Genomic DNA, 21174 nt, shown 5'->3' with positions numbered 1-21174 from the left:
GTAATAGCCTACTACCGAAAACCGCCCATGCCTGACCGTTTATCAGTTTACCTAGCCGAAAACTCTTCACTGGAAGACAGAAGACGCAGCTCGTGCACCTGCGCCTCCATGGCCGTTGACCCATCCATATCATCCAGCTACATAGAGGGTACGGATCGCTGTTATCGACAGCACCTTCCCAGGTAGCCAGAGCCTTCAAAGCTACGTCACTCCGGTGATGGTTCGCCCCAAGTGCGATTAGCGTTCGGTGGCTCGCACGGTCACGTTTCACGGGTGATGAACGCCTATTGCTCTCCCGAGCGTCTTTCGAGCTCGGCTCGTCCCAAACCCTCTTGCTTTTCTTCAACCCACTGCGGGGAAATTCTTTCCCCTATGGGACAGGTTTCTTCGCGCTTTCAACGGAGGCACACCATGTCCGACTCACTCACAAGCGAAGCACTGAACACTCTGCGCTTGCCCGTTGTGTTCACTCCAGACGCGTGGCAACACGCGGTATTGCTCGATGGTTCAAATCATCCTGAAAAACTGCAGCTCGATAGGCTGAGCAACGTCGTACGCGCAGCCTTCAAAGCTCACCTGGCCGATCCAAACGCACCCTACGTGGTGTTTGAGGTAGCCAAGTTCGGGTCAGTGAGTGATGCAGAACATGAACCATTGCTGCGACTGAGCCTCAGCCTACTTCAGGTATCAGACCAGCCTAACGCCTTACTGATAGCGCTTGCGGAAGAGCAGCAACGCTGAACGCAAACGGCCATACACGGCCGTTCATTCACACTCAAACGGTGCGCGGTATTGCACCAATCCAACCAACACCCACCGGGGAACTCTTCCCCACGGGCAAGGCGTTCCTCCGTTTTCTCTCGAGGAAAATGCCATGCGCAATATCTACCAAGACGTGACTGACAAGATCGTTACCGCGTTGGACCAAGGCGTAGCGCCCTGGATCAAACCCTGGTCCTCAAATGGCTCAGCTGACATTGCCCACCACCAACCCTACCCCATCAACGCCATTACGCAGCGTCCCTATTCAGGCATCAATTTACCGTTGCTCTGGGCCGAGGCCAGATTGCAGGGGTTCACTCAAGATCGTTGGCTGACCTTCAACCAAGCCAAAAAAGCCGGCGGGCACATCCGTAAGGGTGAGCACAGCACTCTGGCCGTGCTCTATAAGCCGATGGAGCGCGAGGAACAGACCGAATCAGGCCAACCCGTTCTTGATGAGAACGGTCAACCCAAGGTCGCTCACTTTGGCATTCTCAGGACGCATTTTCTGTTCAACATCGAGCAAACGGAGGGGCTCGAAACGCTCAACGAAACCGTGCTCGAAACAGAACCGAGCGATCCCTTCTTCCCCAACAGCGCTGCGGAAGATCTGCTGCTAAGTTCGGGCGCAAACATCATTCATCGATTTGCCGACGAAGCCTTTTACCACCCGGTCAGGGATCTCATCCAACTGCCGACAAAAGCGCAATTCCACGATCAAGGTGGATACTACGCCACTGCACTTCACGAGCTGACGCACTGGACCGGACACCACACTCGATTGCAGCGTGAAGGTGTGGCCACACCTCGCCCATTCGGCTCGCCAGACTATGCATTTGAAGAGTTGATCGCCGAAATGGGCGCCGCTTTTTTATGTGCCTACGCCGGTATACGGGGAGAGCTTCGGCACGAGGGCTATATCGACTCCTGGCTCGGCCTGCTGAAGGCTGACAACCGCGCGATTTTCCGCGCCAGTGGCCAGGCCCGATGCGCGTCGGAGTATGTCCTCAACCTGGAACAGCAACGGAAGCAGTCGGGAATGGATGGCTCGCGATGCATGGACGATGGAGCTTGATCGTCACCTCACCGCTGTTCACGCTTCATAGGGTCCAACACGAGTTGGACCCTTTTTCTATGCCCAGAAAAATCCCCACACTGCGGTGTTCTGACGCAAAGAACATGAGGTAATCCCGTAACCGCAATACGCCGTTACGTATCCAGATTCTCCGCCAGGTAATCCACCAGCTCAAGCGGACTTCGGCTGTCGATCACCTTGTAGATCAGATCACGCTTGCTGCGCGGAAGCTTCTTGACCACGCTTTTCGCCGAGGCCCTGACGGCTTCGTCTGTTCCATGGATACGTGCCGCGAGCAGCAATATGAGCGTGGCGTCAGTGAGGTTCATGGCAAGACCCGATAAAATTCGCACCGCAGTGTACCGACACTTTCCTTTTTCGTACCAGCATGCGCATCCAACAAAACGGCACCAGGACAAATCGATATTCCGATTGCCGCACAAAGGGAAACGCGTCAAAAGGACCGGTAAGGGTTGGAAGGGAATGGGGGGTCAAGGGTAAGAGCCCTATCCGAAAAGGCTAAAAGGCCACTGACTCTGCCAGTTCTCGGGAGGACAATAATGCTCAGTCTGTTTCGGCACAAAAGGCAAAAGCCTCCTCCGTCACCAACCGTAAACGTCGCCGATGGGTACCTGCCCATCGAATCGTCCCAGAACTTGTTAGCAGCCGAGCATCGCCGGCAGTTGCTTGATCGCATTTGGCAGTACACCGCCCTCTCCCATTCCCAATTCAGCCAGCTCTATTTAAATCCGATCCATCGCTACGCCGAACTGGTCCAGCAGCTTCCGGCCAGCGAGACGCACCATCATGCTTATCTCGGCGGCATGCTCGACCATGGCCTCGAGCTGGTTGCTTGCAGTTTGAAATTGCGTCAGTCGTATCTGCTTCCCACCGGCGTCGCACCCGAAGACCAAGCCGCCCAGACCGACGCTTGGTCTGCTGGCATCGCCTATGGCGCGTTGCTCCATGACATCGGCAAGATCGCCGTGGACCTGCTGGTCGAACGCCAGGATGGCCGTGTCTGGCATCCTTGGCAGGGATCGCTGGATCAGCCCTACCGTTTTCGCTACCTCAAAGATCGCGACTACCACCTGCACGGCGCGGCCGCAGGCTTGCTCTACACCCAGATTCTCGGCCGCTCAATCCTCGATTGGCTCAGTGGATTTCCTACGATGTGGGCCAGCCTGCTGTATGTCCTGGCCGGCCAGTACGAACGTGCTGGCGTGCTCGGTGAATTGGTGATGCAGGCCGACCGCTTTTCCACTGCGCAGAACATCGGTGGCAACCCAAGCAAGGCGCTGCAAGCACCCATTCATTCACTGCAACATCACTTAATCAGCGGACTGCGTCATCTGGTTCAGCACGAACTGAAACTCAACCAGCCAGGTGCCGCAGGATGGCTGACGCACGACGCACTATGGCTAGTCAGCAAGGTTGTCACAGACAAGCTGCGAGCCTACCTGCTGTCGCAATCGATTGAAGGCATTCCCTCGTCCAACCTCGCGGTGTTTGACGAGCTGCAGTCACATGGATTGGTTGAGTCCACTCCGGAAGGCAAAGCCATCTGGACCGCGCTTGTGACACAGGGAACCTGGCAGCAGAGTTTCACTTTTCTGCGCCTTCAACCGGCGTTGATCTGGGGGAGCGAAGACCGGCCTGAGGCTTTCAGTGGAACGGTGAGCATTGCAGTCCATGACCGTTCAACTGACACCCCGGTACCAACACCAACGCCCGAAACAGCTAGTACAAGGTCAGGTCAAAGCCAACCGCAGCCTGATCTCATGGCGCTAGAGAATGCCGATTACCTCGGCACGCTGCTGGACCTGTTCGAGTTGGGTGAGCATGGGACGAACGATGCACCGTCAGAAAATGCTGACGATACTTCAACGCTTCAATTGGATAACCCAGGCCAGGCATTCCTGAATTGGGTCAAGGAAGGCATTCTGAGCCACAAGCTGATCATCAATGACAGCAAGGCCAAAATCCACACGGTGGGTGGCAGCGTATTTCTGGTCACGCCTGGTCTCTTCCAACGCTATGCGCAGGAGTTTCCAGGCGTTTCGCAGGGTTCAGATCAGGAGGTTGAGGAATGGCGCTGGGTGCAAAAGCAGTTCGAGAAGCTGAAGGTTCACAAGAAGCGAGACAACGGCCTGAATATCTGGGCATGCCAAGTGCAAGGCCCTAGGAAGAAAACAACTTTGAAGGGCTACTTGATTGAGGATCCCAAACTCTTTTTTGAAGTGATGCCACTCGACAATCCGTTTCTTAAAATCGAAAGAGATTAACTTTTACGGCCCCGTGGCTAGGAATCGAAACTCAAGTTTATTCTGAAATGCACACTCGCTGCTTTACCCCTCTGTTATTCATCCCGAGACGCTCGCCGTCTTTTCGTCAACAGCCCCCCTGAGACGAACGCAGCCCTTCGCAACAGGCTACAATCGGCCAATAGCAGTCATTTCGGAAGAGCAAGACACAAGATCGTATTCCATTTTTAGATAGGAACGCGCTTTAGTTCTACTTTTTATATTTGTCGTTCAGTTCTTTTGTGTACTCTTCCATCGCTAGTTTTTTTGCCTTGAATAACTGAAAGACAAATTTTACTATTAATATACCCACAGGAATGGGAGATAAGTACACAATGCCAAAACCTAGGCCAATACCTTGCCTGAAAGCAGCCTCATTTTCTTTTGCCAAGTCTGCTGGAACAGCCATAAAGTAAATTGCATATATGAAACCTAAAGCAATCGATATCAGTACTGCTAACCCGGCGTGAATAAATAATTTCTGGCCAGATGGTGCATTTTTATAGAATTTTTTTATTGGGTCTGTTTGTGGCATAGGGAGCTTATACCTTACTCGGTTATCACAAGTCGTGATGACATAAGGCTACTATGCCTTTTATCAAAGTGCTACTATCATTCTTATCCTTTTTTCACCCCTAGTGATCGGTTGAACGGCTTTTGGCTGACTTAATAAGGTCTCAGCTCAGTAGCAAGGTTTCCGGACTGTGACTGTGGCCAGCCAACCGCCGCAGGTGATTTTTAGATCTGGCTACCGGCATCGTGTCTACCTCAGTTTTTATGAAGCTATCGAATCGATCATGATTTTATAAAACCTCAACGGCCACTCTCGGCCAAAAGCGGACAGTCATTGCGCGGCGGCAATAGATCTAGTGCTCTGGCAGCCTTGCTCTGATAACCCCGTGAACGCGCCACATGCTCTGCAGCTGTAAACAGTCAATAGCGCTGTGGTTCCCCTCAGAACAGGACACCGCCAGTGAGTCGCCGAAGGTACCCACGTTCTCGAAAATGCGTAGGCCAGTGCCCTGGATGGAAAACCCGACCCTTTTCAGATAGGCGAATTGCTCGCCGTGTTTCTCGGCCACGAGTGCTACGACGTCACCCTTCATCGGATCCAGAAGTGACTCACTCGATAACTCAACAGACTCCAGCAACACGAGATCGCCGTTTCTGACGACCGGGTAGCCGCTGTCCTCGATGATGCGTGCGGCGAGGAGCGGCTTGTCCAGTATCGAACAGGCATCGACGCAGCGAGCTTCCTGATCTCCCTCTCGCGATGTGCTGCCGTAGAAAATGCCGACTATAGGAAGTATACGAACCTTATTTTTTGACAACGTCATGGCAGGCGCCACGCGCTCTGTGCCGGACTGGTCGCACGCCAAAGTCAGTTTAGAAGGATCTCTCTGGTCGGAGTGATATCGACGGGCCAAGACGGTGCTCCCATAGAGAGCAATAACAGGGTCACCGTTTTTGGCTTCTTCGCTCAGCGAAACAGCTACCGTCTGGCCCGGCAATGCAAGTGCTCCAAGGCTGGAACTTCGGATGACATAAAGGGCAATCTCACCCAAGTCGGAGAGTGAGACCGTGGTGAGCTCACCCTCTACGGCAACCGCATCCGAATGTGTGCGAGCGCTAAAGTCGCCGAGAACTCGAATCGGACTCTCGTTGAGAGGGATCGGTGCAGGCGCAGGGGGCGAAGCCGCAAAAAAGAAGTCTTCGTCCTCACGGGTGAGTCGCCCCATGAACCGGGCATATGACGCACTGCAACTGCGGATAAATCGGTCGACTTCATCAAAAGCGCCGCTCACTTCTCCGGCATCAAAAGGGGTGACGTCGCGCAGGTGGTGATGCGCGTTATTGATGATTGAATAGAACGTTGAACCTGGGCGCAGTGATTTGCAGTTCAGCAGACGTTCGAACGGTACTTCATTGAAGGGCTGCTCACCGCCGTTGCGAGCACTACTGATGTGGGCGATCAGGTCCGCAAGAGTAGGCTTGTAGATGAGGATCGGATCTGAAGCCAGCAAATCCCACAACCGGTTCTCAATATGAAGGCGTACTCGCTCGACGAACTCCTGCGCCTTGGCAACGTCCGATTCGTCTTCAAGCCATACGGCGCGCCGCTCCAACACCTCCTCGACGGCTGGGGTGAACGCAGCCGTATACCGAGAGGAAGAGATGGGGCTGATTTGCAGCATCGTCCAGGATGGAGAAGCCAAAGAAGTTTTTGGCAATCGGCTCTTTACGGCCGCGATAAACCGGCTGTCATTCGAGGTGATGATCGGAGCCATGCCAGCCTCGACGAGTTTCGGTATAGCGGCAGCCAGGTTCTCGGTATTGATTGGATCGAAATAGGTCTGCGGATCGTCCAACTGAAGCACCTCAAGTACCCCGGCACGATCACGAATACGCTCCCACAGACTGAAGACAAACGCCCAGACGCAAGCGCGAAGATGCGAGGAATTCATCACATCATGAGCGTGCACTCGAACAGATCCGAGGCCAGCGTACAGCCCAACACCTTGGGCCCTAGCGGGATCCAGACCGATATAGGCTGGCCCTCCGACGTAGTGCGGTCTGTAAATGACCTTCAACCACGCCGTCGTCCTTTCATCTAGTACCGTTATCAGGCCCTCTACCTGGTGATGAACGAGTCCAGGCAGTCGTGCGAACTCCTTGATCGCGGCGGCGGCTCGACGTACCAATCGATGTCGCTTGCGAGCTTTCACCCAGCTTTGCCGAATCACTTCGATCTCATTCATCTGGCGCAGAAGCGCAATGATGGGGTCGGCGGATGTAACGGCTTGCTGCAGTGCAATCACCTGGTGCCTTAATGGGCACATGGCCATTTCGAGCTGATCGTCAGAGGCCTTGGCTCGGCTGAACGAGCCGCTACCAAAATAGCGCTGCGTGACCAGCTTGATCTGATCCTCACTGAGCTGTCGATGAAGCGCGAGCAATAGCGCGGCCTGCAGATTGGCAAACCTGGTAGCAAGAGAGGTCGATCGAAGTTCTTGCGGTAACTCTATTGTCTGGGACTCGGGCAACGCGGGTAGAGGATGCGCCTGCACTGAATGGTTCCAAACCTTCTCGGCATTTCGTTTCAGCGAGCGCAACTGGGTGCTAAAGGCCGGATCCTTCAACAGCTCACTTAGGTACGCATCCCGATAGATCTCCAACAACGTTGCACGGGATCTAACGTCAACGAACGGGCGAAGCGAGTTAGGAAGCGCCTCCAGCAGCTCGCTTGCAGCGGCTTGCTGCCAGTCCTGAAGTGTCTTCGTGGCGTCCGTATGCGCGAGCGCGCTCGCTTCCAGCGCATCGAGCACCGCCTTGTCCAGCAATGCATCGGGAGGTACTTGGGTAAGATCTGAACCGCATACCGGGCAATCGCTGAGCGGCTCTTCAGGGTGATGACGGCGATGCCACTGGGAAACTATGGCGTACAGCTGCCACCGTGCGGTTTCCTCCTTTTTCTTCTGTCGTGCAACCTGCTCAAGTGCTCTTCCCCTAATTTCTTCGAGCTTCGCGATCACAACGGCTTTATCGGCGTCTTGGATTTCGCCTAGCCGTTTGAGTGTTTCGATAGATGGCAGAGATCCAAGTGCCACAGTCGCGAGACGCTCCTTCGCCGTCGCGAGGGTGTTTACGAAAGCCTCCACTTGCTCCTTCGTTTCCAACCGGACCGCGCTCGCGAGAATCTCATCTATGTCATTCTGTCCTTGCTGGCGAAGTTCCTCTAGGTGGTTTATCGACGATTCGATTGAGGCTTTACAGCTTTTTTCTTCACTTTCCTGATCGGGGGATATGAGGTCGGGCACATCACCAAGCGCCTCCGCCTGCATTGTCCATGCTTCACCCAATGTGCGTTTGCTGGTCAAAAATCGCAGAAGCGCGGCACTCTCATCCTCTTTGGCCTTGTCGCTTTCTTCACCCGTTAAGCGCTTGGCCAGTCGTTCGGAGCGCTTTCCAAGATCTTGCAATGGCCTCAGTCCAGTCAACTGAGCAATCGCATCCGCAAACGTGGTTTTCTCGTCAAAGCGCATGGTGGTCGCGATCGCGGGCATCAAGGTACCCGCTTCAATTGCCCATTGAGGGAGGCCGAGCTGTTCGATGCCGCTCACTGGGGTGGTGACAGTTCCTCTGGCACCTAGCTTGAGCTCTCGTCGCACCACGACCTCTTGCCCGGAGTGCTCCCTTAGGGTCAGCTCAACCCAGGTATCAACTGCAGGCTTATCCTGCAGCGCAGTTAAATCTTCGGCAGAAGGAAGTGGGACTATGGGGGGCAGAGCGATGGAGTTCGCGACCTCATCCGGTGCAGGATTCTCCTCGTCCGACGCCTGCATCAGTTCAAGGGTTATCGGCTGATGCACAAACGACGGTTTGTGCTGGGAGCGATGTGCCTGACCAGTCAGACACCACATGATCGCGCTTTGAAAGGCCGTCTTTCCGGCGCCATTGAATCCCCATACGCAGGTGACATCACGGTCGAGTTCCAGCGAAACAGGGTCCGGTGCCTGACCATCTGCACCGCAATGTCGGTGTAAGCCCGCAAACCTATGGGCTCTGATCTGCGTGATGCGCCACCGAGGACGCTTCAACGCGGAGGCTGCAACCTGTACTTTAGGCACGGCTGCCTTAGGCGTTTCCAGCGCTTGGAGCAACTGGTCTATCTCGGTACTGGAGAGTTGCTTTTGTTGGGCCCAAAGTTCTCGTCTAGACGCGTAGAAGCGAAATGCTATTCGGGCGTCTTCGGTGCCGAAAAGAAAGCTCCCAGCGTCCTCAGGCAGCGTAATGGATCGACCCAACGACAGCGCCTCGACAACTTCTTCGAGAGTGCTGGATTCCAGTTCCAGGGGCGACTGCTCCACTGCCATGTTTTTTCCTCCTTGAGAGAGTTGGGATGCTACTGAACGGCGCCCGCCTCTGTCACCCGGTTCTGGGACCTGACAACATATTTGTCGCGTCTGGGCCGGGTTTCCGGTTATCGCTAGATTTGTGACAACATAGTCTTTCCAATGGAAACCGCCCAAAATCATGCCCCGGTTACCGGTTCAATCAGGTGGTCAGGTGGTCAGGTGGTCAGGTGGTCAGGTGGTGTGCAATTTCGCATGACTGACTCACCCAGCCCAATAGTCACAAACAATCGTCATGTAGGATGTTCTAACCATTCGGTAGCTTAATAAGGCAGGAAACTGGGGCCGTCTTGAGCAAATCAAATCAACCCCACCCATCCTCCACCGCCGGCGATGGTTTGTATTCGCACCGTTGCCGCACGAAGTCAGTCGGTACTGTTACGAACGCCTCAAAGAACTCCTCGAAGTCAAAATCGGCCAGCCTATATGGGGCGACAAGCACGGATTCTTGGGAGTTTCCTAGGAAAACCACCGGTTGGTTCGCCGCGACGTTGGCGCACTCGTGGGAGTAGTTAAAGTCCAATGCATGTGCCATCAGATAGACTTTCTCCGGCACGCGGGAATCAGCTATCTGATCACTGGACCAGCCCCATCCGAAATAGAGAATCACACCGGACACCAAGAAGGACAGTAACGAGTACAGGGGTGGCTCATCAACGGATGAGCCATCAAGCTTACCTTTGATCCAGCCGGCGCCAATTAGGCCGTGAACCAATGACAGCGTCACTGCCACGGTGAGTATGAACGGCACCAGCCACTTGAGCACCAACAGACCAGTGGTGAGGACCAAGGTAATGGGTAAGGCGGAAGCATCAATGTGGAAAACCCCATTGAGGTAACTCGCAGCTTTACCACGGGCGCAGAGAACTACAACCGAGAGGAGGATTGAAACCAGAAACTTGGTAATGGCGAAGCTCCATAGCGATCTCACCACCGCCGAGCGCTCCAAAGACACCCCAATGAAGATCGTGCACAGGACCACAGCCCATAAGCGAAATGCCAAGGTATGCTCGCGCACCCAGTCCATATCGCTGCTAGCTGATCGAATGATTGCCAACAAGACACCCACAATGCCAATCAAGCCAAGGGCCCAACTGAGCTCATATCGCTGCCTGGCTTTCTCATGCCCTTGGGCGCTCAGCCATTCCCCTAAGCGGTGGTGGATGTCGCGAACGTAATACTTCAAAGACTTCTGACGTTCCCGAGACAGGTCCTGCTCAGTCCCTCGCAGCTCACGATGAATGCTTTCGAGGTGTTTTTCGATTTTTTCGCTCATATTCTAAAGACTATCGCTAAAGTAAACGTTGGACGTGAAACGTATTTTCCGCATGGGTTCATGCAAGCCCGGCAACGGATCTGAGTTGACATGAAGCGATGCAATTAGCCCAGGTGAGAAGACGTCAGGCCAGGCTTGCTGGCGCAGGTGCCGCCGCGTACCGAGCAATCGTTCTCTCGACATGAGCATCGGCGCGGCGATAGATTACCGGGAGCTCCGCGTCGAATGCTCGCGCAACGTCTTCAAATGTCGGCGTCGCTTGCCCGTCGCAACCGCGACGCAGGCGAGCTTTCACTTTGTCGTACAGCTTTGCTAGCACTTGGCTCTGCTCAACATAGCGGCGCAGGCTCGACAGCTTATAGAGGTCAGAGAAGTTTTTAGCAGATGCTTCGATCAGCGCCTCGTATTTAGACATGTCCACGGCGAAAGCAGGTTCAGTGTAGAAGTAGCGATAACAAGCTGCCTTAATTCGTTCGTCCGCCTCGTAGCGCTGCTGCAGTAGCAGATCCTCTTCCTCCTCTGCCTCCTCGTCCGCTTGAATCTTCCTCGTGACCAGCATTTCTGCTTTTGATGCAATGGCCAGCAGCTCCATGTCGTCCCCTTCAAAGGCGATCTGCTTAAGAAAGGTCGCTACGCCCAGCAATTTGTAGTCCAGGAAAAAGTCGTGATCTAGATAATCCCCGTCGACGCTTTGTTGTGATTCCAGTTTCTCGACCCATGCTTCGAGGTTTGCTTTGATCGCGTTGCGCATCCAATTGCCCTATTCAAATTCAGCCCGTGCGTGCTATGTGTCTCTACAGATAAGGCACTATGCCATCATGTGACTGGAGAATCCTAGCCCCCTGCAACAGTGGACTGGATAGTGCGAGAACCCTCGGACTGCCGTCCTGCGGAGTATGGCTCCACGACCTTGTTCGCTAAGGACTGCCTTTTGAACTTCTTGAACGGTTACCGTCCCCGCCGTCACACGCTTGGGCGTTTATCCTTTCTGTGCCAAGTGGCTCGGTCACATGATTCTGGGCACTTTCCACCGTCGAATTCAGGTAGCCCTCGAAAACGCCAACGCTTGCTTTGGTGCTGCCATCACGTTCACGGAAGATCACAAATGCGTGATTTGCCGTACATAAAGGTGCGTCACGCGAGGATGGTTTTCTCGGCCAGAACTATAGGCAAACGAGTGCCTTGAGTCCGTGGTGTGGAGACTCCCGGCGGCGAAGTTCAATCAAACGAGGAGAGTCGTCATGCGAGGTACTATTGGTGACCTATGCACCGTGCATAGGTTCGCCCCCATAGCTACGAAATTACGCCACTTGACCACCCGCTTGCATTCAACCTGACCGGTCATTTGCATTCGTTCTGACCAACGATTGCATCGGATTTGACCAACACGCTTTGTCACCATGATTGGCAGAGAGCGGCCAAAAGGGGACATTAGAGAATATAAAGTCGTCCCCTTTCCGGTTACTGGCAGTCAAAGGTCTGATGGGTGGAGCTGAGTTTTTTGAACGCCCCAAGCGCCGAGACAGCCGAGACAGGCTTGGCACATCCCGCTCGACCTCTCGTAGTCTCTGCTCATTTACCGGATCAAGAGGCCTGTCAGCAGGTGCAGGTGCTCCTCATCATCCCACGACACTGCAATCGAACCTGAGCGCGAGAGTTCAATCTGAACAGGCCTTGAGTCGTACGTATAGACGATTTTGATCTTGTCGATCGGTGCCGCGCGGCCGCCCGTGATCTCCAACAGCTTCGACATCGCGTTCCCCGTCGATGCAATATCGACCCGGTAGCTGCTTTCGATGTCGAACGGCACCGCTCCAGAAACGATCCGCTTGGCCATAACTCTTGCGAAGCGCTTGTCATCCTTGAGCTGCTGATAAATCGAAGAGATGTCCGGCTTCACGATCTCCAGTGCGAAGTTCGTCCCGGCTGCCGCTCGCATGAGCTCCACGAACGGCTTCAAATCCTTCGGTGGCGAACCCATGCAGATCGAATACCGATCCGGCCCAAGCATTTCGAAAACCATGTCGAAGCTGATGAGCGTCGAGTAACTCGATTCGACGGTTTCGCCCAGAGGGTTCGTGAACGACTGGGTGATCTCCCGCTGCTCGTGGTACCGAAAGGTTGCCTTGCCATCCAGGATCTCGATAGCCTCGACACCAACGCGATTCTGGTCGTTGAACGGCTGTTGTCGAAGTCCATGCACAAGGGTCTGAAAGTCAATGCGAGCGGTCAGAACCCAGAGTTTCAGCCGCTTTGACTTCATGTCGTCAGACTCCTTTCGATGTCATTCAGGGTGTTCTGCGCCGCCTCCTCCAGGCGGATCTTAAGCTTCTGCTCGAACACCGGCTCGGCACGTACCAGGTTTTTAGCGTATTTCCCGTTGTGGTAGTTATAGACACCTTTGACGATGTAGGAGAAATCGCAGTACTTGGTCTGGTTACCAAACTGAGCCTCAAACAGGACTAGCTCAGATCCAACGAGCTTCTCACGAGCTTTCCATCGAATCTTCCACATATAGAACCCGTGGCCTTCAAGCTCAAGCAACTGCTTCGACTCCAGGACACCCTTACCCTTCAGGGACGCCTTGTCGATGCGGATGATCTTGTGAATCCTGGCTTCTGGCTGCGGCCTGGCCAGTTCAGCTTCAGGGTCGCCATCCCCCACTTCCTCCCCCTCATCTTCTGACTCAACCTCAATCGAATCCTCGATCACCAGCGCATCGTCACTGAGATCCAGATCATCATCTTCTTGGTCTTTAGGGTTGAACGTGGAGACGTCGACCACATCGACCACCTCCATGTCCTTGAGATTGCGGATCAAGCTGCGAAGAAAGTTCGTCCTGATGCCCGCATCAGGGACCGCCTCCAAGGAAATGGTTCGGGTCGCCACGTCCTGATCAGTGACGATCTCGATTTGGGAATACAACTGATCTGTGATGTCCTTGAACTTGTCGTTCATGGGGCCAGTGATCTTCCAGCCACTGCCCTGCTTCTCGAGGATCACCTCCGCCGTCTTCTCAACCACCTGACGGAACTCTGCCTGACTCAGATCGAGCTTCTGGTATTTGACGGTGAGCTTGAGCTGATCACCGTGGACGGCCACCTCAGCCTGCTCGTGCTGGTCATCCACCAGCCATTCCTTGACGGAGGTGAGAGCGTCGGTCAGTTGGTCTTTAGTAACCGCTGTCGTGACGACCACGTTGGTGGTTTTCTCACGACTGTCACGGCCACCCACCAAGAGCGACAGATTCCGATAATCGTAGTAGTCATGGAATAGGGCACTGAATCGATTGGCTAGGAATTTTTTGTCCGACTCGTTGGAGATCACGATCCCTCTGGAGAGGAAGACTTTTCTGAGCTCAGCGCTCGTCAGGCTTCGCTGCGTTAGCGCATCGTAGATCGCTTTGTCGGATGCAAAGTACAAACTACCCATTCTCATGTCAGTCTCGCTCCCATCCGATCGCTTCGGGCTTATAGTTCGGAATCGCGTGATTCACGATCTCCAGTTCGATCGCCTGCAGTTTCCGTTTGCGGTTTTCGTCTTCGCCCCACTCGGTCACATAGCTGTTGATGGCAGCATTGAAGTTGCTGAGGATGCTGCTGTGATGGTGGCGAGTGGCAACTCTGATTCGGATTTTCAAGTCCTTGTTGGCGTTGAGGATCTGGAACCTGGATAGCGCGTCAAATAGGTACCTGAACTCGATCTCGGTGCTACCATCGCGGCGATAATAGATCAGATAGCCTTCGCTATACGTTTCAGTCACGTCTTTGGCTTTCTCGCAGTACGACATCACCTCTTTGTGGTGAATGATCATATACGGCGAAGCGATGAGCTCTGCGGTTGCCGCACGATCCCAGTACTCACCACTAGCCTTGTGCAAGACGAGGTCAGGGTAATAGAAGGTGTAATTTTCCTTCGGGAATGTCCCTTCTGCTCTGAGGGTGTTTACATCGAGCTGCAGCGTCTTCAGGTAATTGATTAATGAAGGTTCGACGATATGAACCTGCTGAGAATTTTTGATATGCAGATTCTCACCTTTGTAATCCTTGAAGTGATCGTAGAAATTCTTATCGTATTCGTCATCGTGGTTATAGACGAATAGCATCCCACGAATTTCATACTTCTCACGCTTGGCCAAATGGTAGCGAGTCTGCCATTCCAGCGAAGCACGGGCACAGTCGATGGTCTTGCCCAGGGACTTCAGGGCCATCTTGATCGAGTCCAGCGTGATGGAGCCAACCGCATAGCTTTTCAAATCGGTATGAAGGTAGATGGCTTTGTTCAGATAAGGATCTGCGTACTTGAACACCACGTCAGTCGGGTGCGTGTGCTCAGACTTCTTCAAGGGCGCGTGTGTTTCCTTCTTCACACAGGCGAAGTTGAGGTTGGCAGGCCCCTCTTTCTTCCAGCGGAAGAAGTTGAAGATGTCGCTGGAAACGAGCTCCGCGAGCCTCGCAATTTTTTCGGTTTCGCCGCCTGACATGGTCGTTCCTGTCACGAAATGAATGCGCAGGAACGGTACCGGCAAGGAGATATTGGCCCTAGCCGTGGAGGTGCGTCCTGCTGCAAATATGGCCTCATGCCAGCACAAAGTACCGTAAAAAATCGTGCCCGGCCACCAGTTGATGGGTGATTACCCGCGCATCACGTGTTGCGGTGGAGAGGAGCCCCCGGAAGGGACTTCCAATCCAGTTAAAAACGGAAACCTGGCCCCAGTGAAATCAGGATTGCGGATTGAGGATCACATTCGCTCGGCAGGCTGAGCGAAAAAAAACCCGGCACGAGGCCGGGTGGTTACCCGCCATCCCCAAGACGCAGCCCCCAAATGAGAGGGATGGAGAGCTGACAAGAGCGGGCGGGAGCGAGATATTGCCAAAGGGTGTCTTCCTGCGCAATAGAAGCCTCTTGCCGAACATTTTCGCCGCACCTCAGGCAACGCGTGAAATTCACGCATTTACGGCAGCCCGAGCTAGATGGACCCAAGCAAGCAGCGACATCCGTTATCACAGCCCAAAGACAGCACCTCAGCTTGAACCCAGCGCACTGCAAACGATTTGTGCGGTCACATCGAAATTCTCCGTAGTAAGCACATCGATTGGCGCGCGACCTTTTAATCGCTCATGAGGCTTACAAAGGGCGCCATAAAGCCTCCACGCATCGACATCCGGAAACCGCGCTAACGCAGCAAGCACCAACTTGTGCCGCAGTGGATCAAGCTGCCAATCGGGAATACGCTGACCGCGATTCCCCAGGCTCAGCGACAGCAGACGGCGAGCCTTGATGTCGCGATTGATCTGATCTCGGGATTTGCCTGCCAATTTGGCGAAGACCAGCAGCGGCAAATTACTCGAAGCCTCATAGGTGGCCAGCATCTCGGCACGTTCGCGCTGGATGTCAGACACGTGGGATTTTTGCGGTTTTTCAGTCGACACCGAAAGAGGTACGACAGGCGACTGATGCGACACGACAAGAGCCGGCTCGTCGTTAACCGAAGCCTTGGGCACCGAGACCGTTGCCACTGGAAAGTTGCCGTTGAACTGAATGGAATTTGCGCTCACGTTTTCAAGTGACGGCAGCGAAGTAGCCCCCTCCAATCGGATGGTAAGCGGAGAGCTTGCCGCTTTCAGCTGGCCCTGCCCCCAAAGGTCCAGACGATTCGCCCAGTCCTGCATCATGGTCCGGCGCTGTTCAACGTATTCCGCGTGATTGTAGGCCGCGCTCACCTTGTCCGGATCAGCATGAGAAAGCTGAGCATCCACCCAAACCTTTGGATACCCGATCTCGTTCAACGCCGTCGAGATCGTCGCCCTCATGCCATGACCGGTGAGTTGATCGGCATACCCCATCCGACGCAACGCGCCATTCAGCGTGTTCTCGCTGATACGCTTGCTCAGGTCACTTCGATGCGCAAACAAGTAGCGCTGTGCGGGGACAACCTGGTCCAGCAAGTGACGCACGATCTCCAGCGCCTGAACCGACAGCGGGACAATGTACGGCGGTACATTTTGGGTCTGCTTACCTGGCTTCCGCATCGCTAACTGGAGCTGCTTCACCACCTCCGCCGGTATGACCCACAAACGCTTCGCCAGATCGAACTGGTCGGGCGTCGCCAACCGCAGCTCGCCCGTGCGGACACCGGTCAGCAGCAACAACCGAAGGCCAAGCCGAGTTTGGTTGGCGCCACCGTATTTTCGAAGAGCAGCCATCAATGCCAGCAGCTCGTCCATGCGGAGAAACGGATTGTGCGTCACGGAAGGCTTGGGAAGTGCGACCACATCGAGGTCTGAAGCCGGGTTGTGTTCCAACCCCTCGATCTTCACCAGCGCATAGCGGAACAGTTGGTTGAACCAAGTCCGGCATTTTTCAGCTGTCGTTAAGGCCTTGCGCTGTTCGATCCTGCTCAGTAAATCCAGCAGATCGTGACGATTGATCTCGTAGATGGACCGCCCGCCCAGGGTGGGCAAGACGTCTTTATTGAAGATCCTCAATATCTGCGAGAGCGTGCTTTGACGCCCTTCCTTCAGGCTCAGCCTGCGGAACTCCACCCACTGATTGAACACGGCCTCGAAGGTGTGCTCCTTCGCAGCATGAACAGCAAGCCGCTGTTGTTTGCGATGCTCATAGGGATTGATGCCCTGGGCAACCAAGGTACGTGCTGAATCACGACGGGTACGGGCTTCTTTAAGCCCAATTTGGGGGTAACTACCGAGGGACATGCGCTTCTGCTTGCCTGCCCAGTAATAACGGAAGAGCCAGACTTTTCCGCCTCTGGCCGTCACATTGAGCGTGAGACCATCACTGTCGCCGAGGGTGTAGTCATTACCGGTGATTCGGGCATGCCGAACTGTCATTTCTGAGAGTGCCATAGCGAGCTCCTGAACAGAGTCAGGGCCAAATGCTCATCTCGCTACACAATCTGCTCCAGCATTAAACCGATTCGGTGCTCGTCAGAATCCTGGACTCAATTCTGGACTTAAACGCACCGGATAGTGCTGGATTTCAGTGGTTCCCGCTGGAACGAAAAAAGGGCCTGAAGGCCCTGATTTCAATCACTTACAGAATTCAGTGGAACTCTGCAGCGCAATATTTGGAGCGGGAAACGAGACTCGAACTCGCGACCCCGACCTTGGCAAGGTCGTGCTCTACCAACTGAGCTATTCCCGCGTCTTGGTGTGGCGCATTCTATAGAATCCAAACACGCCGTCAACCCTTTGATTCAAAAAAGTTTATTTCGGATCAACGTCAGTCCGCAGGTGCGGCCAGGCGGCGCGCAGGTATTGGACCATCGACCATAGCGTCAGCCCAGCGGACACCAGCAGCAAGGCATAACCCAACAGCACCCAGAAACTGAAATCCGAGGGGTTGGCCAGCAGAATCACCAGGGCCAGCATCTGCGCGGCGGTTTTCCATTTTCCGAGGTTCGACACGGCTACCTGGGCGCGGGCGCCCAGCTCGGCCATCCACTCACGCAGCGCCGAGACGACAATTTCCCGGCCGATGATCACCGCCGCCGGCAGGGTCAGCCAGAGATTGCCGTGTTCCTGCACCAGCAGCACCAGGGCCACCGCGACCATCAGTTTGTCGGCCACTGGGTCGAGGAACGCGCCGAACGGCGTGCTCTGCTCCAGGCGGCGAGCCAGGTAGCCGTCGAGCCAGTCCGTCGCGGCGGCGAAGGCAAAGACCGAGGCGGAGGCCACGTAGCTCCAGTGGTACGGCAAATAGAACAGCAATATGAAGATCGGGATGAGCAGGACGCGTAGAACGGTAATCAGGTTTGGGATATTCATCGGCACAACTGGCTACGAGGTTGACGGGCATTCTACTCGCTATGCAGGTTTGCATAAATCGACTCTGCGAGCTTTTTACTGATACCGGGTGCTTTGGCTATCTCCTCGATGCTGGCACGAGACAGTTCCTGCAATCCACCAAAATGTTTCAATAGATCGCGCCGGCGCGTCGGCCCGACCCCTGCAACGCCTTCCAGCGTGGAGGTGCGGCGGGTCTTGCCTCGGCGGGCACGGTGGCCGGTGATAGCGAAACGGTGGGCTTCGTCGCGGATCTGCTGGATCAGGTGCAGCGCCGGCGAATCCCCTTTCAACGTGAACTCGTGGGCCGCGTCGTTCAGGTACAACGTCTCGAAACCGGCCTTTCGCGTCGCGCCTTTGGCCACGCCGAGCAGGATCAGGTCAGGAACGGCCAGCTCGTTGAGGACGTCCCGGGCCATGGACAACTGGCCCTTGCCGCCGTCTACCAGAAGGATGTCCGGCAACTTGCCCTCCCCGTCCTTTATCTTGCTGAAACGCCGCATCAATGCCTGATGCATGGCGGCATAGTCATCGCCAGGGGTAACGCCTTCGATGTTGTAGCGACGGTAATCGGACTTGATCGGACCTTCCGGGCCGAAAACCACGCAGGAGGCTACCGTTGCCTCGCCGCTGGAGTGGCTGATGTCATAACACTCCAGCCGTTGCGGCGGCTCGTCCAGGTGGAGGACATCGGCCAGGGCATCGAACCGCGCCGCGACGTGCTGGCGGTTGGCCAAGCGTGCGCCAAGGGCCTGTTCGGCGTTGGTCACGGCCAGTTGCTGCCAGCGCGCACGGGTGCCACGCACACGGTGGCTGATGGTTAGTTCGCGACCGCGAAGCTTTTCGATGGCTTCGATCAAGGCCGGAAAGTCCTCATGAACCACGTTGACGATCAACTCGCTGGGCAAGTCGCGTTCCGGACTGCTGATGTAGTACTGACCCAGGAAAGCGGCCATGACTTCGGAGACGTCTTCCTCGATCCCTACCTGGGGGAAGAAGTTCTTGCTGCCCAAAACCCGGCCGCCCCGCACGTTGATCAAGTGCACACAGGCGCCGCCCGGGTTGATGAACGCGGCCACGATATCGACGTCGCCGCTGCCGCCTTCCATGCTTTGCTGGTCCTGAACCCGGCGCAGCAGCCCGATCTGGTCGCGAAGCTCAGCGGCGCGTTCGAATTCGAGATTGATCGAGGCCTCTTCCATGGCGGCCGACAGCTCATCGGTCAGCGCATTGCTACGCCCCTCCAGGAACATGACCGAGTGACGCACGTCTTCGGCGTAGACCTCGGGCTCCACCAGGCCGACACAGGGCGCCTTGCAGCGTTTGATCTGGTGTTGCAGGCAGGGCCGGGTGCGGTTCTTGTAGTAGCTGTCTTCGCATTGGCGTACGAAAAAGGTTTTCTGCAACAGGCTCAGGCTTTCACGGATCGCCCCGGCACTGGGGTAAGGACCGAAATATCGGCCCTTGGCCTTCTTGGCTCCGCGATGAATGCTCAGGCGCGGAAACGCCCCGTCGGACAGAAACACGTACGGATAGGATTTGTCGTCGCGCAGCAGAATGTTGTACGGCGGCCGCCATTCTTTGATCAGCGTCTGCTCAAGCAGCAACGCCTCGGTTTCATTGGCGGTGATGGTGGTTTCGATCTGCGCGATGCGACCCACCAGCGCGGCCGTCTTCGGTGCCAGGCCAGTCTTGCGGAAGTAGCTGGCCAGGCGCTTCTTGAGGTTTTTGGCCTTACCGACATAAAGCAGGCGCGCGTCGCTGTCGAACATGCGGTACACGCCGGGGCGGCCGCTGCACGTGGACAGGAAAGCACTTGGATCAAACTGTTCGGTCATTATCAGGCGCTGGCGTCGACCATGCCATGACGCACCGCCAGCAGCGTCAACTCGACGTCACTGCTGATCGAAAGCTTTTCGAAGATACGGTAACGGTAGGTATTGACGGTTTTGGGCGACAGGCACAATTTGTCGGAAATAATCTGGACCTTCTGGCAGCCGACGATCATCAGCGCAATCTGGATCTCTCGCTCGGACAGCGCATCGAAGGGCGAATCGTTGGTCGGCTGGAAAGACTTGATCGCCAATTGCTGGGCGATTTGCGGGCTGATGTAGCGTTGTCCGGCAAATACCAGGCGGATGGCCTGGACCATCTCGTTCAAGCCAGCGCCCTTGGTGAGATAGCCCGCCGCCCCAGCTTGAAGCAGCCGGGTGGGAAACGGGTCTTCTTCACAGACGGTCACCGCGACGACCTTGATGTCCGGATGGCTACGCAACAGTTTTCGCGTGGCTTCAAGACCACCGATGCCCGGCATCTTGACGTCCATCAGCACCACGTCGGGTTTCAATTCACGCGCCTTGATCAGGGATTCTTCCCCGGATTCGGCCTGGCCAACCACCTGCAGGCCATCGATGTCAGCCAGCATTCGTGTTATGCCCGTACGGACGAGATCATGGTCGTCGACCACTAACACCCTAATCAAGCAGACACCTCACGATTTGGTCTTGTATGGGTTGCCCACACCTTAGCAAAAAGCACTCGGCAGACCTAGCGCAAACGGGCAGATAAAAGTTACAACAAGTCTTCAGATCCAATATTCGACGCCTCAAGCCTAGGCGTCTCGCTGCATCCTCAGGAAACACTCATCCTCACCGACCACCCGCAGCCCCATGCGTTCATAGAGCGCGCGGGCCGGGTTGTCCTTGAAAACGGTGAGCCGCAACGCCGGTCGATGCTCATTTGCCACCATCGTCCAGACCTGTCCGATCGCCCAGGTTCCGGCACCCTGCCGACGAAACGCCTCATCGATCTGCAACTCCCGAATGTACAAGGCGCGAGCATCACGACTGAGACTGACGAAACCCAGCGCCTGTTCATTGCGCTGAAGAATCCAGTTCTGGCGGATGACCCAGGCCAGATCGAACGCTTCGTCCTGCCACAGCAAATCATGGCGAAGGTAATAGGGAAGCATATTGCTGCAAGTCAATTGACGTGCGAATTCAACGTCACCGACTTCAGCCGGGCGCCATACAAAACTCAT

The 21174-nt window shown here is 55.2% G+C and carries 16 protein-coding genes and 1 tRNA gene; 3 read left to right on the top strand and 14 right to left on the bottom strand.

Annotated elements, in window-relative coordinates:
- Positions 1-411 precede the first annotated feature (411 nt).
- A complete protein-coding gene (locus tag J3P76_RS10160; RefSeq protein WP_434701816.1) occupies positions 412-741 on the top strand; it encodes a hypothetical protein in 330 nt (109 codons plus the stop codon).
- Between the two features lie 133 nt (positions 742-874).
- Complete coding sequence (locus J3P76_RS10155) at positions 875-1837, top strand: ArdC family protein (RefSeq protein ID WP_434701815.1); 963 nt, start codon at positions 875-877, stop codon at positions 1835-1837.
- A gap of 134 nt (positions 1838-1971) precedes the next feature.
- Here J3P76_RS10155 and J3P76_RS10150 read toward each other — a convergent pair whose 3' ends face one another.
- Positions 1972-2166 carry a DUF7740 domain-containing protein gene (locus J3P76_RS10150; RefSeq protein WP_027912535.1) on the bottom strand — a complete coding sequence of 65 codons (195 nt, stop codon included), beginning with the start codon at positions 2164-2166 and terminating at the stop codon, positions 1972-1974.
- A gap of 231 nt (positions 2167-2397) precedes the next feature.
- On the opposite strand from J3P76_RS10150, the gene mobH reads away from it, so the two are divergent.
- The gene (gene mobH, locus J3P76_RS10145) at positions 2398-4122 is read left to right on the top strand and encodes a MobH family relaxase (RefSeq protein ID WP_434701814.1); all 1725 of its coding nucleotides are present in this window, start codon (positions 2398-2400) and stop codon (positions 4120-4122) included.
- Positions 4123-4351: 229 nt separating this feature from the next.
- On the opposite strand, the gene J3P76_RS10140 is transcribed toward mobH, so the two are convergent.
- From J3P76_RS10140 to J3P76_RS10080, 13 genes are all read right to left on the bottom strand, one after another.
- Positions 4352-4675 (bottom strand): hypothetical protein, encoded by a 324-nt coding sequence (locus tag J3P76_RS10140; RefSeq protein WP_434701813.1) that lies wholly within the window; start codon positions 4673-4675, stop codon positions 4352-4354.
- Positions 4676-5006: 331 nt separating this feature from the next.
- A complete protein-coding gene (locus tag J3P76_RS10135) occupies positions 5007-9014 on the bottom strand; it encodes an AAA family ATPase (protein WP_434701812.1) in 4008 nt (1335 codons plus the stop codon).
- A 343-nt stretch (positions 9015-9357) separates the two neighbouring features.
- On the bottom strand, positions 9358-10329 hold the full coding sequence (locus J3P76_RS10130; protein ID WP_434701811.1) for a hypothetical protein: 972 nt from the start codon (positions 10327-10329) through the stop codon (positions 9358-9360).
- Positions 10330-10453: 124 nt separating this feature from the next.
- Positions 10454-11080, bottom strand: a complete 627-nt coding sequence (locus J3P76_RS10125; protein ID WP_434701810.1) for a hypothetical protein — start codon at positions 11078-11080, stop codon at positions 10454-10456.
- Positions 11081-11905: 825 nt separating this feature from the next.
- Entirely contained in the window at positions 11906-12592 is a 687-nt protein-coding gene (locus J3P76_RS10120) for a hypothetical protein (RefSeq protein ID WP_434701809.1), read from the bottom strand.
- Positions 12589-13761, bottom strand: coding sequence for a hypothetical protein (locus J3P76_RS10115; RefSeq protein ID WP_434701808.1), 1173 nt, complete (start codon positions 13759-13761; stop codon positions 12589-12591). The genes J3P76_RS10120 and J3P76_RS10115 overlap by 4 nt, the downstream gene beginning before the upstream one ends.
- A gap of 7 nt (positions 13762-13768) precedes the next feature.
- Complete coding sequence (locus tag J3P76_RS10110; RefSeq protein WP_434701807.1) at positions 13769-14812, bottom strand: hypothetical protein; 1044 nt, start codon at positions 14810-14812, stop codon at positions 13769-13771.
- 541 nt (positions 14813-15353) lie between these two features.
- Entirely contained in the window at positions 15354-17195 is a 1842-nt protein-coding gene (locus tag J3P76_RS10105; RefSeq protein ID WP_434701806.1) for a tyrosine-type recombinase/integrase, read from the bottom strand.
- Between the two features lie 222 nt (positions 17196-17417).
- Positions 17418-17493 (bottom strand) — tRNA-Gly (locus tag J3P76_RS10100).
- Between the two features lie 62 nt (positions 17494-17555).
- Positions 17556-18116: a CDP-diacylglycerol--glycerol-3-phosphate 3-phosphatidyltransferase gene (gene pgsA / locus J3P76_RS10095; RefSeq protein WP_030141409.1), complete on the bottom strand. Its 561-nt coding sequence runs from the start codon at positions 18114-18116 to the stop codon at positions 17556-17558.
- 32 nt (positions 18117-18148) lie between these two features.
- Entirely contained in the window at positions 18149-19972 is a 1824-nt protein-coding gene (gene uvrC, locus J3P76_RS10090) for an excinuclease ABC subunit UvrC (RefSeq protein WP_420763562.1), read from the bottom strand.
- 2 nt (positions 19973-19974) lie between these two features.
- A complete protein-coding gene (gene gacA / locus J3P76_RS10085) occupies positions 19975-20616 on the bottom strand; it encodes a response regulator transcription factor GacA (RefSeq protein WP_003200277.1) in 642 nt (213 codons plus the stop codon).
- 129 nt (positions 20617-20745) lie between these two features.
- The gene (locus J3P76_RS10080; RefSeq protein ID WP_434559475.1) at positions 20746-21174 is read right to left on the bottom strand and encodes a GNAT family N-acetyltransferase; all 429 of its coding nucleotides are present in this window, start codon (positions 21172-21174) and stop codon (positions 20746-20748) included.

The sequence above is a fragment of the Pseudomonas sp. D1-36 genome (assembly GCF_051132205.1).
Taxonomy (GTDB): Bacteria; Pseudomonadota; Gammaproteobacteria; order Pseudomonadales; family Pseudomonadaceae; genus Aquipseudomonas.
The sequence above is the reverse complement of the archived record's forward strand: the minus strand, read 5'-3'. Positions and strand labels throughout refer to the sequence as shown.